The sequence below is a fragment of the Vibrio fortis genome (genome assembly GCF_024347475.1).
Lineage (GTDB): Bacteria > Pseudomonadota > Gammaproteobacteria > Enterobacterales > Vibrionaceae > Vibrio > Vibrio fortis.
This window is the reverse complement of record NZ_AP025487.1, coordinates 2,052,060-2,066,128: the sequence shown is the minus strand read 5'-3', so window position 1 is coordinate 2,066,128 and position 14,069 is coordinate 2,052,060. Positions and strand designations below refer to the sequence as shown.

General features: G+C 44.1%; 13 protein-coding genes and 1 riboswitch. Of the genes, 8 read left to right on the top strand and 5 right to left on the bottom strand.

What is annotated here, in order from left to right:
* Positions 1-117: 117 nt before the first annotated feature.
* From bioB to bioD, 4 genes are read left to right on the top strand one after another with little or no spacing between them, the layout of a single operon-like run.
* Entirely contained in the window at positions 118-1,170 is a 1,053-nt protein-coding gene (bioB, locus tag OCV50_RS08930) for a biotin synthase BioB (protein WP_261902825.1), read from the top strand.
* Positions 1,157-2,320: an 8-amino-7-oxononanoate synthase gene (gene bioF / locus OCV50_RS08925; RefSeq protein ID WP_261902824.1), complete on the top strand. Its 1,164-nt coding sequence runs from the start codon at positions 1,157-1,159 to the stop codon at positions 2,318-2,320. The genes bioB and bioF overlap by 14 nt, the downstream gene beginning before the upstream one ends.
* Positions 2,321-3,124 carry a malonyl-ACP O-methyltransferase BioC gene (gene bioC / locus OCV50_RS08920; protein ID WP_261902823.1) on the top strand — a complete coding sequence of 268 codons (804 nt, stop codon included), beginning with the start codon at positions 2,321-2,323 and terminating at the stop codon, positions 3,122-3,124.
* Positions 3,121-3,804 (top strand): dethiobiotin synthase, encoded by a 684-nt coding sequence (gene bioD, locus OCV50_RS08915; RefSeq protein WP_239842727.1) that lies wholly within the window; start codon positions 3,121-3,123, stop codon positions 3,802-3,804. The genes bioC and bioD overlap by 4 nt, the downstream gene beginning before the upstream one ends.
* Positions 3,805-3,927: 123 nt before the next feature.
* Here the strand turns inward: bioD and OCV50_RS08910 are convergent, their stop codons facing one another.
* On the bottom strand, positions 3,928-4,095 hold the full coding sequence (locus tag OCV50_RS08910) for a hypothetical protein (RefSeq protein WP_167332347.1): 168 nt from the start codon (positions 4,093-4,095) through the stop codon (positions 3,928-3,930).
* 275 nt (positions 4,096-4,370) lie between these two features.
* Between OCV50_RS08910 and htpX the strand changes: the two genes are divergently transcribed.
* Complete coding sequence (gene htpX / locus OCV50_RS08905; protein ID WP_032552091.1) at positions 4,371-5,234, top strand: protease HtpX; 864 nt, start codon at positions 4,371-4,373, stop codon at positions 5,232-5,234.
* Between the two features lie 247 nt (positions 5,235-5,481).
* Here the strand turns inward: htpX and purB are convergent, their stop codons facing one another.
* From purB to mnmA, 3 genes are all read right to left on the bottom strand, one after another.
* Complete coding sequence (gene purB / locus OCV50_RS08900) at positions 5,482-6,852, bottom strand: adenylosuccinate lyase (protein WP_261902822.1); 1,371 nt, start codon at positions 6,850-6,852, stop codon at positions 5,482-5,484.
* Positions 6,853-6,994: 142 nt separating this feature from the next.
* Positions 6,995-7,612, bottom strand: coding sequence for a high frequency lysogenization protein HflD (gene hflD, locus OCV50_RS08895; RefSeq protein WP_032552093.1), 618 nt, complete (start codon positions 7,610-7,612; stop codon positions 6,995-6,997).
* Positions 7,613-7,635: 23 nt separating this feature from the next.
* Positions 7,636-8,772, bottom strand: coding sequence for a tRNA 2-thiouridine(34) synthase MnmA (gene mnmA / locus OCV50_RS08890; RefSeq protein WP_152469003.1), 1,137 nt, complete (start codon positions 8,770-8,772; stop codon positions 7,636-7,638).
* A 204-nt stretch (positions 8,773-8,976) separates the two neighbouring features.
* On the opposite strand from mnmA, the gene OCV50_RS08885 reads away from it, so the two are divergent.
* Positions 8,977-9,246 carry a hypothetical protein gene (locus OCV50_RS08885; RefSeq protein WP_032552095.1) on the top strand — a complete coding sequence of 90 codons (270 nt, stop codon included), beginning with the start codon at positions 8,977-8,979 and terminating at the stop codon, positions 9,244-9,246.
* Positions 9,247-9,348: 102 nt separating this feature from the next.
* The gene (locus tag OCV50_RS08880) at positions 9,349-10,653 is read left to right on the top strand and encodes an inosine/guanosine kinase (RefSeq protein ID WP_239842728.1); all 1,305 of its coding nucleotides are present in this window, start codon (positions 9,349-9,351) and stop codon (positions 10,651-10,653) included.
* Positions 10,654-11,330: 677 nt separating this feature from the next.
* Here the strand turns inward: OCV50_RS08880 and OCV50_RS08875 are convergent.
* Entirely contained in the window at positions 11,331-11,741 is a 411-nt protein-coding gene (locus OCV50_RS08875; protein ID WP_239842729.1) for an H-NS family histone-like protein, read from the bottom strand.
* 365 nt (positions 11,742-12,106) lie between these two features.
* Positions 12,107-12,284, top strand: a riboswitch (Lysine riboswitch).
* Between the two features lie 115 nt (positions 12,285-12,399).
* On the opposite strand from OCV50_RS08875, the gene OCV50_RS08870 reads away from it, so the two are divergent.
* Complete coding sequence (locus OCV50_RS08870) at positions 12,400-13,992, top strand: Na+/H+ antiporter NhaC family protein (protein ID WP_239842730.1); 1,593 nt, start codon at positions 12,400-12,402, stop codon at positions 13,990-13,992.
* The last annotated feature ends 77 nt before the right edge of the window (positions 13,993-14,069 follow it).

The window sequence follows — 14,069 nt, the reverse complement described above, 5'->3', positions numbered from 1 at the left end:
ACTTTTGTTTTTATCAATGTGTTGACAGTCTAAAGCTTGTCGGTAGACTAGCCAAGCATAAATGCAAAACCTCAAAGTGGATTTGCGCAAAATAAGATTAAAGAAAAGGATCGACACGTGGAAGTTCGTCATAACTGGACAGTAGCTGAAGTAAAGGCTCTGCTTGAAAAACCGTTTATGGATTTGATGTTTGAAGCTCAACTCGTTCATAGACAGTACCAACTGCATAACCATGTGCAGGTGAGTACCCTTCTTTCTATTAAAACCGGTGCTTGTCCAGAAGACTGTAAATACTGTCCACAAAGTGCTCACTACCGCACTGACGTTGATAAAGAGCGCTTAATGGAAGTTGAGCGTGTACTTGATGCGGCACAGAAAGCGAAAAACGCAGGCTCTACGCGTTTCTGTATGGGAGCTGCATGGAAGAACCCGAAAGAGCGTGATATGCCTCATCTAACAGAGATGATCAAAGGCATAAAAGGTATGGGTCTAGAGACTTGTATGACGCTAGGTATGTTAACACCAGAGCAAGCCGGTGAGTTGGCAGACGCTGGTTTGGACTACTACAACCACAACCTTGATACTTCTCCAGAGTTTTACGGCAGCATTATTACTACTCGTACTTATCAAGATCGTCTAGATACGTTATCTCACGTTCGTGATGCAGGCATGAAGATCTGTTCAGGCGGTATTATTGGTATGGGTGAAAGCACCAATGACCGTGCCGGTCTGCTTGTCGAGTTGGCTAACCTACCTGTTCACCCTGAGAGTGTGCCAATTAACATGTTAGTGAAAGTAAAAGGCACCCCGATGGAAAACGTCGATGATGTTGAATCTTTCGACTTTATCAAGCTCATCGCAATTGCTCGTATCATGATGCCGAAATCTGCGGTTCGCCTATCTGCTGGTCGTGAAAACATGAACGAACAGATGCAAGCAATGTGCTTCATGGCGGGTGCAAACTCTATCTTCTACGGTTGCAAACTGCTAACAACGCCAAACCCAGATGAAGATACAGATATGCAGCTATTTAAAAAGCTGGGTATCAACAGCCAAGAAGTGGCTCAAAAGCCAGACGAAATCCAAGAAAACGAACTGTTAGATCAAGTGGTTGAGCGCGTTGCGGCTCGTCCAACGAAAGATGACATGTTCTACGATGCCAGCGTTTAATTCTCGTATTCAAAAAGCCCTTACTGATCGCCTTCAGCAAGGGCTCAACCGTCAGATTAATGTGCTTAATCCGGTCAGTCGCTCTGAAATTGAGCTGGGTTCGAAGGTATACAGTAACTTTTCTAGCAACGACTATTTAGGCTTGGCGAATGATCCAGAGCTCGTGTCAGCTTGGCAAGACGGACTGAGTCAATACGGTGCGGGTAGTGGTGCTTCACCACTGGTGACAGGCTTTAGCGCAGCACATCAGAATCTAGAGTCGCAGCTATGCGAATGGTTAGGCTATGAGCGTGCGATTCTGTTTAGCTCTGGCTTTGGCGCCAATCAGGCGTTGCTGTTTTCCCTTCTCGATAAAAACGACACCCTCATTCAAGACCGTTTGAATCACGCTTCGCTAATGGAAGCGGGGGCGTTGTCGCCTGCAAGAATGAAACGCTTCAAGCACAACGATGTTGCTCATTTGGTTTCGCAGCTTACTGTCTCAGATAATGCGTTGGTGGTAACTGAAGGCGTCTTTAGTATGGATGGCGATCAGGCTCCCTTGAACGAGATTGTAAAGCAGACCCAGCAACATGATGCTTGGTTAGCGGTCGATGATGCTCATGGTATTGGCGTCTTAGGTGATTATGGCACTGGGAGTTGCGTAGCCGCGGGTGTTAAGCCTGAGTTACTCGTGGTGACATTTGGTAAAGCGTTTGGCTTATCTGGTGCCGCGATTCTTTGCAGTAAAGAAGTTGGAGACTATTTAACCCAGTTCGCAAGACATCATGTCTACTCAACGGCGATACCTCCAGCTCAAGCCTACGCATTGAGTGCTGCATGTCGAATGATACAGAGCCAACAATGGCGTCGAGATAAGCTAAGTGAGCTACAGGCGATTTATCATGAAGGTATGAAAGAGCTAACGGGTTATGTTGAAACCAATACACCGATAAAGCCATTTATGGTCGGTCAGTCAGAGCATGCCATTAGCATTGCAAACCGAATGAAAGAGAGTGGTATTTGGATGACCGCGATTCGTCCGCCGACGGTACCAGTAGGGACTGCTCGTCTTAGAATCACGTTGACTGCCAATCATAGCTCAGAGCAAGTGTCCCAGCTGACTCATTCGTTAAAAAGCGCGCTACAAGCGCAACGTGAGGTAGAGTAAATGTCACAGCAAGCCGTCGTAGATAATTACACTGTCCAAGATAAAAAGGCGATTGCAGATGCCTTCGGAAAAGCTGCTAAAAATTACGATAAACATGCTGAGTTTCAGCGTGATGTAGGTCAGCGCCTTCTGGAGAAGCTACCTAACGATCTATCCGGTTATCAGGTATTAGATTTAGGATGTGGCACGGGCTACTTCTCTCAGTTACTCGTCGAAAGAGGTGCAACTGTTATTTGTGCTGATTTGTCATTAGGCATGTTAGAACAGGCCAAGCAAAGATGTGGAAATGGAGTCTTTGCTTATCAGCAAGCGGATGCTGAAGCTTTGCCATTTGAGGATGATCGCTTTGATTTGGTGTTCTCTAGTCTGGCTCTACAATGGTGTGATGATCTCTCCATACCATTGCGAGAAATGAAAAGAGTGACACGCCAGGGTGGCTCAATCGCTTTCTCCACCTTGTTAGACGGTTCTCTGATTGAGTTGAAAAAGGCGTGGAGTAAAATTGACTCACATCAACACGTCAACCACTTTATTACCGCCAATCAGGTAAAAATTGCGTTAGCGCAAGCTAGCTGCTCGCACCATCAACTAGACTTGCCCTCCATCACAGTATGGTACGATTCAGCGTTTGAATTGATGCGCGACCTTAAGGGGATTGGCGCCAACCACGTAAGTGGTCGCTCACAAGGTCTGACCAGCAGAAGAATGCTGCAGCTTGTTGAGCAAGAGTATCGAACATTTCAAAACCATCAAGGTTTCTTACCAGCAACATATCAAGTTTGTTTAGGGGTTATTCAATTATGATTGATGCATTATTTATTGCAGGTACGGATACCGAAGTGGGCAAAACCGTGGTTTCAAAAGCGATCTTACAAGCTTTTGCCGCAAAAGAGTTATCAACAATTGGCTACAAACCAGTTGCCGCAGGCTGCGAGCAATATCCAGAAGGCGCGCGCAATAGTGACGCTCTTCACCTACAAGAAGCAGCGACACAAGATATCGATTACGATGATGTTAATCCGTATGCATTGATGCTTCCAGCGTCACCACATATCGCTGCTAAGCGCGATGGCGTGGTAATTGATGAAGCGGTGCTTTCTCAAAAACTGGAACAACATAAGCAGAATTCTGACTTCGTGTTAGTTGAGGGCGCTGGTGGCTGGCGTGTGCCAGTATCTGACGATGAGTGCCTATCGAACTGGGTTAAGAAAGAGCAGCTTCCAGTGGTTCTGACGGTTGGTATTAAGCTTGGTTGTTTGAGCCATGCTCTACTAACTGCAGAAGCGATTCGTGCAGACGGCCTAAACCTAGTCGGTTGGGTGGCTAACCGCATTAATCCGGGCACTGAACATTACGCAGATATTATTGCGATGCTGGAAGACAAGCTAGGCGCGCCAAAACTGGGTGAGATCCCGTATGTGCCAAAAGCGAAGTCTAAGAATATTGGTAAGTACATCAATGTAGAACCATTGATGGCGCTATAACGACAACTCCGTTGGTTATGACCATAGATAATTGAAAAGGGCTGCAAAAAATGCAGCCCTTTCGTTTATCTGTCGATCTTTTAAGCCAGTAGATCTTTAGAACAGTAGTTCAAGCAAGTGGTATTAGTGATCTTTTGTTAGACCCATTAATGCTTGTTGTGTCTCTGTAATATTATTTTGCGCCGCCTCTGGCGTCACGATACCAATCTGTTTCTTCGCTTCTTCTTCAGTGATACCTAAGTGACAACACAGTAAATCAATAGCCATTTGAGTGTTAGTACCTTCAACCATGATCCTTTCCTTTTGTTACTCGGACTAGCCAATAAATCATCTAGGCACACTGTAAACGGATCAGTCGATGTTCTCTATACGACTTAGGTCTAATGCCAAAGTCTTAATCGAATACGGTCTAGTAATTAAATGTTGCAATTTAATGCTTAACCTTGTTTTCTAATTCTTAGACTATATGTATAAGTTAATAGAAGTGTTCAAAGCGAGACATTCACTTGTTCGCTTTGTCTATAATGATAAATTTTTATAAAACAGCTTTCATGCGGAGATAAGTAATGAAGCGAGTAATGTTGTTCCTTGCAACCAACTTAGCGGTTGTATTGGTACTAAGTGTTGTTCTTAATATTGTATATGCTGTAACGGGGATGCAGCCAGGCAGCCTTTCTGGATTGCTCGTGATGGCTGCCGTATTCGGTTTCGGTGGTTCTTTCATTTCTTTGATGATGTCAAAAGGAATGGCTCTTCGTTCTGTTGGCGGTATGGTGATTGAGAGCCCTCGCAATGAAACAGAACATTGGTTGATGGAAACGGTAAGCCGCCAAGCTCAACAAGTAGGTATCGGCATGCCAACAGTCGCTATCTATGATTCACCAGACATTAATGCATTTGCTACTGGTGCAAAGCGTGATGATTCGCTGGTTGCGGTATCAACAGGTCTACTACACAGCATGACTCGTGACGAAGCAGAAGCGGTACTTGCTCACGAAGTTAGCCACATCGCAAATGGTGACATGGTGACAATGACGCTGATGCAAGGCGTTGTGAACACGTTTGTTATCTTCCTGTCTCGCTTTATCGCGAACATCGTTGCTTCTAACGACAACGAAGAAGAGGGTGGTAGCAACATGATGGTTTACTTCGGTGTGTCTATGGTGCTTGAGCTAATCTTTGGTTTCCTAGCGAGCTTCATCACAATGTGGTACAGCCGTCACCGTGAATTCCACGCAGACGCAGGCGCAGCGCGCTTAGTTGGTAAAGAGAAGATGATTGCAGCCCTAGAGCGTCTAAAGGTAAGTCACGAGCCACAGCTTGAAGGCTCAATGATGGCATTTGGTATCAACGGTAAGAAATCACTTAGTGAGCTACTGATGAGCCACCCACCGCTAGACAAGCGTATCGCGTCTCTACGCAACATGTAAACTTAAATAGATTTACGATCGAAAGGCTTCCTACATGGAAGCCTTTTTTATTGCTGAATCAATGGGTCTGTATATAGGTGAATATTCTACTTTGGCGTAGCCGCTGGTTTTTGCTTGAGCTTTAGTTTGGATAAATTGCCGAGGCAAAGTTGTGGGCGTGCCATTCAATATTACGACTCGACATAATCGAATAGATACAAAAAAGGCTTCCACTCGGGAAGCCTTCTCATATTATTCGAATCTCGAATTACAGCTTGTCAGTCAGCTCGATTGCTTGACCGATGTAGTTAGCTGGCGTCATCTCTTTCAGACGTGCTTTCTCGTGCTCTGGAAGCTCAAGACCGTCGATGAAGTTACGCATTGCTTCGCCATCTACGCGCTTACCACGAGTTAGCTCTTTAAGCTTCTCGTATGGTTTCTCGATACCGTAACGACGCATTACTGTTTGTACAGGTTCAGCTAGAACTTCCCAGTTTTGGTCTAGCTCTGCTAGTAGAGCATCACGGTTAACTTCTAGCTTGCTAATACCTTTCAGAGTTGAAGTGTATGCAATGATAGCGTAGCCAACACCAACACCTAGGTTACGAAGAACTGTAGAGTCAGTAAGGTCACGCTGCCAGCGAGAAATAGGTAGTTTCTGTGCTAGGTGGCCGAATACTGCGTTAGCAAGACCTAGGTTACCTTCAGAGTTCTCAAAGTCGATTGGGTTAACTTTGTGAGGCATTGTTGATGAACCGATTTCACCAGCGATTGTCTTCTGCTTGAAGTGACCTAGAGCGATGTAGCCCCAAACGTCACGGTCAAAGTCGATTAGAATTGTGTTGAAACGTGCAACTGCATCGAATAGCTCAGCGATGTAATCATGCGGTTCGATTTGAGTTGTGTATGGGTTCCAAGTTACGCCTAGAGATTCAGTGATGAACTCTTCAGAGAACTGGTGCCAATCTACTTCTGGGTAAGCAGAAAGGTGAGCGTTGTAGTTACCTACAGCGCCGTTGATCTTACCTAGGATCTCAACGTTAGCGATCTGCTTGTATTGACGTTCCATACGGTACGCAACGTTTGCCATCTCTTTACCCATCGTTGATGGAGATGCTGGCTGACCGTGTGTACGAGATAGAAGAGGGATGTCGCGGTATTCAACAGCAAGTGCTTTGATAGCATCGATGATGTTTTGGATTTCAGGAAGAATAACTTCGTCACGAGCTTCTTTCAGCATTAGAGCGTGAGAAGTGTTGTTGATGTCTTCTGAAGTACAAGCAAAGTGGATGAACTCGTTTACAGCGTGAAGTTCAGGAACACCAGCTACTTTCTCTTTTAGGAAGTACTCAACCGCTTTAACGTCGTGGTTAGTTGTGCGCTCGATCTCTTTGATACGTGCTGCATCTTCTTCAGAGAAGTTTGCTGCTAGTTCATCTAGAAACTTGTTTGCTTCTGCACTGAATGCCGGTACTTCTGCGATTGCGTCTGTTGCCGCAAGCTTTTGTAGCCAACGAATTTCAACGATAGAGCGGTACTTTAGTAGACCAAACTCACTAAAGATGCTGCGAAGTGCAGATGTCTTGCTTCCGTAACGGCCGTCTACTGGTGAAACAGCAGTCAATGCTGACAGTTCCATGGTGTTCTCCTGAATTGAGTTTCTAAATTTTGTGAGCTTTATACCAGTAACTTTGCAGTTTGTCACGCATATTGCGCAAACGTTTGCGTGAGGTTTGTTTTGGTACAAAGAATAAGCTCGCGACAGTGCGCGAGCTGGTGTATTACATTCTTGCTAAGAGGATTTGAGCTTGCTCAACCATCTTCTTGCGTCCAAAGATTAGGTGGCGACGTTTGCCTCCCACCTGGCGCCAAAGAACGGCACTGCGAATTCCAGATAGCAGTAGGGCACGTACTTTATGTTGATTTGATGTTTGCTGTAGAACTGATGGTGTACCCGAAACCTGAATACGTGGGCCAATCGGGCTCACCACGTCAAGGTAGATACTTGCTAGGTTACTCACCATCTGCTCGTCGAACAGATCAAAGTGTTCAGCTTGACGTTCTGCAGTTTGAATGCGATCGCCTAGTTGAGACATCGCATCGTTGCGACCTGACAACTTACGCTCAAGCGCCATCAAGCTAATGATGTAACGCGTGATATCGCTGCCAGCAGGAGTACTATCGATACCTTTTACTAGGCACTCTAAACCAAGCTTTAAGTTTGATTCGCGACCAAATACGCCAACAGTATTTGCTGGATTGGTATTTAAGATCGCACTGAGTGAAGCTTCGAAGGCATCTTTATCACAATAGCCGTCTTTTGCTACCTGTTGCACCAAAGCGACAGCTTGGCAGATTCCAGCGAAAGCGATTGTACGGTCATAAAGTGTGTTGGCCACGTAGTAACTCCTAGTTCTTTTTATTAGATGCGTTTTTCGATGATGCCGCCACCAAGACAAACTTCACCTTGGTAGAATACTGCTGATTGACCCGGAGTCACTGCAATTTGAGGCTCGTCGAAGATAACCTTGATGTTCTCATCGTCAATTGGAATGATTGTACAAGGAATATCTGTTTGGCGGTAACGAGTTTTTACTGTGCACTTCAAAACATCGGTAATTGGTGCGCGGTCTACCCAATGCAGTTGCGACGCAATTAAACCTTCAGATTTTAGAAGAGGGTGGTCTTTACCTTGTACCGCAATCAATACGTTACGCTTAAGGTCTTTCTCACCAACAAACCATGGTGCTTCGTTGCCGCCACCACCTTTAGTGCCACCAATATGTAGGCCTTTACGTTGACCAAGAGTGTGGTACATCAGACCGTTATGCTTACCAATCACTTTGCCTTCTGGTGTTTCGATATCACCTGGCTGTGCTGGTAGGTATTTACCTAAGAATTCCGTGAACTTGCGCTCACCGATGAAGCAGATACCGGTTGAATCTTTCTTCTTAGCCGTGATTAGGTCTTGCTCTTCCGCAATTTTACGTACTTCTGGCTTCTCTAATTCACCCACTGGGAATAGGCTACGCGCAACTTGATCTGAGCTCAGTGTATATAGGAAGTAGCTTTGGTCTTTATTACTATCTAGACCACGAAGCATTTCAGGTTTTTTACCTGCATCTAGCTCTTCTTGTGTTGGGAAAGTACGACGAACATAGTGACCCATTGCAATGTAGTCTGCGTCTAATACTTCATCCGCAAATTCAAGGAAGGCTTTGAATTTGATTTCTTTGTTACAAAGAATGTCTGGGTTTGGCGTACGACCTGCTTTGTATTCAGCAAGGAAGTATTCGAATACGTTGTCCCAGTACTCTGCTGCAAAGTTGATAGTGTGAAGGTGGATACCTAGCTTGTCACAAACCGCTTGCGCATCCGCAAGATCTTCAGCTGCCGTACAGTACTCTTCGTTATCGTCTTCTTCCCAGTTTTTCATGAAAAGGCCTTCTACCTGATAGCCTTGTTGCTGGAGAAGATACGCCGAAACTGACGAATCTACACCGCCGGACATACCGACAATTACTTTCTTTTGGCTGTTTCCAGAGCTGATATCTGACATGTCTAAACACCGTTACTATTACTTGGTCGCAGATTCTAACAGAAAGAGAAACAACGTGACAGATCCGAGACCGGAATCACAGTTTCTTTTGCACAAGAAGTGCGCTGTCTTTCAATGGGAATCTGATGAAAGCGAAGCGAGTCGCTAGGATGTCAGACCTATATGTGGCATAGTCGCTGAAAATCCAAGACCTGAGATAAAAAAATGTCTGAGCAAGATGAATTTATGCAAGAAGAACAGTTGATTGAAATTATTGAGAATCAACTAGAAGATGGACAACCAATCAAGGTAAAAGAGACCTTAATGCGTCTGATGATGACTGGTCACTCTCGCGAAGATGCGATTGCAGCGATGGCATGTGCACTTGCGATTGAGGTATTTGATGTCATGAAGAACAACGCTGAGTTCAACCAAAAGCGTTATGCAGAACATCTTGATATGCTGCCAGATCTAAGCTTTATGGAAGGCGAATAAAAAAATACCCATGCAAACGTTTGCTATAGTTTGAGTGATTGCCGCGCTAAATATAGCGCGGTAGAATCCGCCCCCTATTTCCCCTTGACTTAGACTAGCCTTATGAAATTTCCTGGACAACGTAAATCAAAGCACTATTTTCCGGTTCATGCTCGTGATCCATTAGTGAGCCAATCTCAGAACAGCAAAAAGATGTCTCGCACTCATATTATTGGTATTGACCAAACTTTGGTGGATATCGAAGCGAAAGTGAGTTCAGAATTAATTGAAAAGTACGGTTTAAGTAAAGGCCACTCGTTGGTTATCAATGACGAAGCTGCAGAATCTCTATATCAAGAGTTAAAAGAGCAGTGTCTTATTACTAATGAGTATGCTGGTGGCACAATTGGTAACACGCTTCACAACTATTCAGTATTAGCTGATGATCGCTCGACACTACTGGGTGTAATGAGCCAAGACATTAAAATCGGCAGCTACGGCTACCGTTACCTGTGTAACACATCAAGCCGAATGGATCTGAACCATTTACAAGGGGTAGATGGCGCAATCGGTCGTTGCTTTGCTTTAATCACAGAAGATGGTGAACGTACCTTTGCAATCAGCGAAGGTCAAATGAACCAGCTAAATCCAGACAGCATTCCAGAGAAGATTTTTAAAAACGCATCTGCACTAGTGCTTACCGCATACCTTGTTCGCTGTAAGCCAGGTGACCCAATGCCTGAAGCGACGATGAAGGCGATTGAATACGCGAAGAAATATGATGTACCTGTAGTACTTACACTGGGTACTAAATTCGTTATTCAAGACGACCCTGAGTTCTGGAAAGATTTCTTAGAGCAGCACGTTACTGTTGTCGCGATGAATGAAGATGAAGCAGAAGCACTAACGGGTGAAAGCGATCCGCTGGCCGCATCAGACAAGACGCTAGATTGGGTGGATTTAGTTCTGTGTACCGCAGGCCCAGTGGGTCTATTTATGGCGGGTTACACGGAAGAGGCTGCAAAGCGCGAAACGACATTGCCGTTGCTACCGGGTTCTATTGCTGAGTTCAACCGCTTTGAATTTAGTCGTCCTGCGCACAAGGCATTGTGTGAGTCTCCAATTAAAGTGTACTCGCATATTGCACCATACATGGGCGGACCTGAAAAAATTAAGAATACTAACGGCGCAGGCGATGCCGCATTATCTGCGTTGCTACATGATATGGCTGCTAATAAGTACCATAAAGAGAACGTGCCAAATTCAAGTAAGCACCAACACTCGTTTTTGACTTACTCTTCGTTTTCACAAGTATGTAAATATTCAAACCGTGCAAGTTACGAAGTATTAGTTCAGCACTCTCCACGTTTATCTCGTGGTCTTCCAGAGCGAGAAGATAGCTTAGAAGAAGCGTATTGGGAGCGTTAATCTCTTTCGCTATTTAAAGTTGAATCGACTAAAAACCTCAAACCTAGTTTGAGGTTTTTTTATTTCTATTAATATTCGAATGTGTGATTTAGGTTTCAAATCGCCGATAGTCAAGTAAGTAATAGTGAGGGAAAACCCTCGTATTTTATTTGTGTAAGTGGTTGTCGAAAGTTCTTAAGAAAAGTCTCGAAATATTCGGCATGTATAATGCGCAGATGATTATCATGTGCGTGTATATACATAATAATAATGAGACTATTGCACAATGGGGCGGTTATTGATGAGAGCATTATTCGTTACAGGCAAAAATGGAACAGCATTCACAGGCATATATACTTTAGTATAACGCTAGATAAATTTTGGGTTTTTGGTAATTAACGTTGAACGTGATGAACCTGCTTATTCTCACTTGGGTTGGTGTAAAACAAAAGTACGTAGCCTTGTGTTTGATGAATAGCTTGGTTAAAAAATACAGTTAACAACGGTAGGTGATGCACCTAGCTTTGAGTGTTTATTCCAAAGAGATTTGGTTTGGTTGTGGCTGTGTTTAGCTAAAGGAAAGGCAGTGATGGTATCGACACTGTTTAAGAGGGAAAAGTTAAAAGAGCAGTTTGATTCAGATAAAAATAAAGGCCTATCGAAATAGGCCTTTATTATATGAATTTGATTGCTAATTATTAGATAGCGAAATCTTCTAGAGATTTACCAGCATCAAGTTGCTGTTGGATAGCAGAAGGCGTACGACCTTGACCAGTCCAAGTTTTCTCTTCGCCGTTTCCATCAACGTATTTGTATTTAGCAGGGCGTGGAGCACGCTTAGATTTGGTGCCTTTTGCTTTTGACTCGCCAGAAAGAGCAGCAATTAGATCTGCAACGTCAATGCCGTCTTTAGCAATTTGATCTGCGATTGCAGCTAGCTTAGCTTCTTGTTCTGCACGAGCAGCACGTTCTTCAGCTTCAGCTTCTTGACGCTCTTGTACAACAATAGTCAGTTTGTCTAGTGCTTCTTCTAGTTGCTCAAGAGTTAATTCACGTGAGAATGCACGAAGGCTACGGATATTTAATAGAGTTTTTGTTAATTCAGACATGATATTTCCCATCAAGATAAATTAATTAATCCTCCTAATAATAAACAGAGGTATTAAAGAAAACAAACAGTATTTTTTATCGGAACTTATTTAAATATTGAAAAAGAGAGGGAACTTTCAGAAAAACCGATGAGTAGCTAAGTTTAAGATATAATAATTGTAGTGCTACTCTATAAATGTGATATGTGACTAGTGGAGTAGGCGTGGCTATGTTGTGAGCACCTTGATTACTTTACTAACAAAAAAGTTATTTTTCTCGGGATGATATGTTGCATTGTTGCTTTTGTTGAGTACAATTGCGGCTACCTGATGCGCTACGCTGGTTAAATTGTTGTTAAATTAAACTAACAATAGTTAAAAGTGTTATCGCACGTAGAGGTGCAATTGCAAAGAGTAACTCTCATTGGGGTGATGCCAATGAATGGGAGCAAAAGGTGTAATTGCCGAAGTAAATTGTATATCTAAGCAATTTGCTGGGGTTGTGCTAAATAGGTACAACACTGCCATAGTCTTAATTTTAAACTATGGAGCGCTACTGTAGGGTTGGGTGAAGTGTTCACTTCCCTTTCGCTTAGTTCAACATGAGCTTGGTCACCTGTACCGAGTTTGTCTGCAGTAGATCTCTAGCCAAATAAAAATAAACTGGTTTTTGAAGATCATGAATTTAATAGATTTTGCAACATCGCCTTTATCATTGCTTCCGCCGCTTGTGGCACTGAGCCTTGCTATTGTGACTCGTCGTGTTTTAGTTTCTCTTGGTGTCGGTATTGTAATGGGCGCTATCCTACTGGCTGACTATTCAGTTGGTAATGCAGCGAGCTATGTTGTTACTAAGGTATCGGGTGTTTTCATTGAAGACGGCGGTATTAACACTTGGAACATGAGTATTGTCGCGTTCCTTCTTCTATTGGGTATGATGACGGCGCTGCTAACGCTATCTGGTGGTACTCGAGCGTTTGCTGAATGGGCACAGTCTCGTGTTAAGAGCAAACGTGGTTCTAAACTATTGGCTGCATTCCTAGGTGTATTCATCTTCGTTGATGACTATTTCAATAGCCTAGCCGTTGGTGCGATTTCTCGCCCTGTAACAGACCGTTTCTACGTATCTCGCGCTAAGCTTGCTTATATCCTAGACTCAACCGCTGCTCCAATGTGTGTGATCATGCCGGCATCAAGCTGGGGTGCATACATCATGACTATTATTGGTGGCATTCTTGTGACTCATGGTATGACTGAGTACTCGGCTCTGGGCGCATACATCCGTCTTATCCCAATGAACTTCTACGCAGTATTTGCACTACTTATGGTATTTGCAGTGGCGTGGTTTGGCCTTGATGTAGGCAAAATGCGTGACCATGAGATTGAAGCATCTCAAGGTCGTGGTTTTGAAGGTGATAATGACAGCCAACAAGCTCACGATCTAAATGAAGAGCTAGACATTGAAGAGAGCCAAAATGGTTCAGTGTCTGACCTAATCATGCCTATCGTATCGCTTATCGTGGCGACAGTAGCTGCAATGCTTTACACAGGTGGTGCAGCACTGGCAGCAGACGGCCAAGCGTTTAACTTACTTGGTGCATTTGAAAATACAGATGTAGGTAAGTCGCTTGTTTACGGTGGCATCTTAGGCCTACTTGTTGCTCTAGCAACCGTGGTTAAGCAAAAACTTCCAGTTGTAGAAATTGTTCGCACTATGTGGATTGGTGCACGTTCAATGTTTGGTGCAATTCTGATCCTTGTGTTCGCATGGACAATCGGTTCAGTTATTGGCGACATGAAAACGGGTACATACCTATCTTCTCTAGCAACGGGCAACATTGATTACCACTGGCTACCTGTGATCCTATTCTTGCTTGCGGGCCTAATGGCGTTCTCTACAGGCACATCATGGGGTACGTTCGGTATCATGCTACCAATCGCAGGTGACATGGCTGGCGCGACCGACCTTGCACTTATGCTACCAATGTTGAGTGCGGTACTAGCGGGTTCTGTATTTGGTGATCACTGTTCTCCAATCTCAGATACAACGATTCTGTCTTCAACAGGTGCTCGTTGTAACCACATCGACCACGTAGCAACACAGCTTCCTTACGCGCTGTCTGTGGCTCTAGTATCGTGTGTAGGCTTCATCGTTCTGGGTATGACGGCTTCTGTAGCGCTTTCATTCTCAGCGGCGGCACTGACATTCGTTGGCGTGTGTTTCGCACTGGGTTACTTCTCGCGCTGCAAAATGGCAACGTGCAAGAGCTAATCAGTGAAATAACAAGAATTAAGAGGGAAGCTACGGCTTCCCTTTTTTATTGGCGTTAAATTAATTTTAAAAATCGT

Coding starts and splice junctions, on each gene's coding strand:
- bioF (WP_261902824.1), top strand. CDS start 1,157: ATGCCAGCGTTTAATTCTCGTATTCAAAAAGCCCTTACTGATCGCCTT.
- bioC (WP_261902823.1), top strand. CDS start 2,321: ATGTCACAGCAAGCCGTCGTAGATAATTACACTGTCCAAGATAAAAAG.
- bioD (WP_239842727.1), top strand. CDS start 3,121: ATGATTGATGCATTATTTATTGCAGGTACGGATACCGAAGTGGGCAAA.
- OCV50_RS08910 (WP_167332347.1), bottom strand. CDS start 4,095: ATGGTTGAAGGTACTAACACTCAAATGGCTATTGATTTACTGTGTTGT.
- htpX (WP_032552091.1), top strand. CDS start 4,371: ATGAAGCGAGTAATGTTGTTCCTTGCAACCAACTTAGCGGTTGTATTG.
- purB (WP_261902822.1), bottom strand. CDS start 6,852: ATGGAACTGTCAGCATTGACTGCTGTTTCACCAGTAGACGGCCGTTAC.
- mnmA (WP_152469003.1), bottom strand. CDS start 8,772: ATGTCAGATATCAGCTCTGGAAACAGCCAAAAGAAAGTAATTGTCGGT.
- OCV50_RS08885 (WP_032552095.1), top strand. CDS start 8,977: ATGTCTGAGCAAGATGAATTTATGCAAGAAGAACAGTTGATTGAAATT.
- OCV50_RS08880 (WP_239842728.1), top strand. CDS start 9,349: ATGAAATTTCCTGGACAACGTAAATCAAAGCACTATTTTCCGGTTCAT.
- OCV50_RS08875 (WP_239842729.1), bottom strand. CDS start 11,741: ATGTCTGAATTAACAAAAACTCTATTAAATATCCGTAGCCTTCGTGCA.
- OCV50_RS08870 (WP_239842730.1), top strand. CDS start 12,400: ATGAATTTAATAGATTTTGCAACATCGCCTTTATCATTGCTTCCGCCG.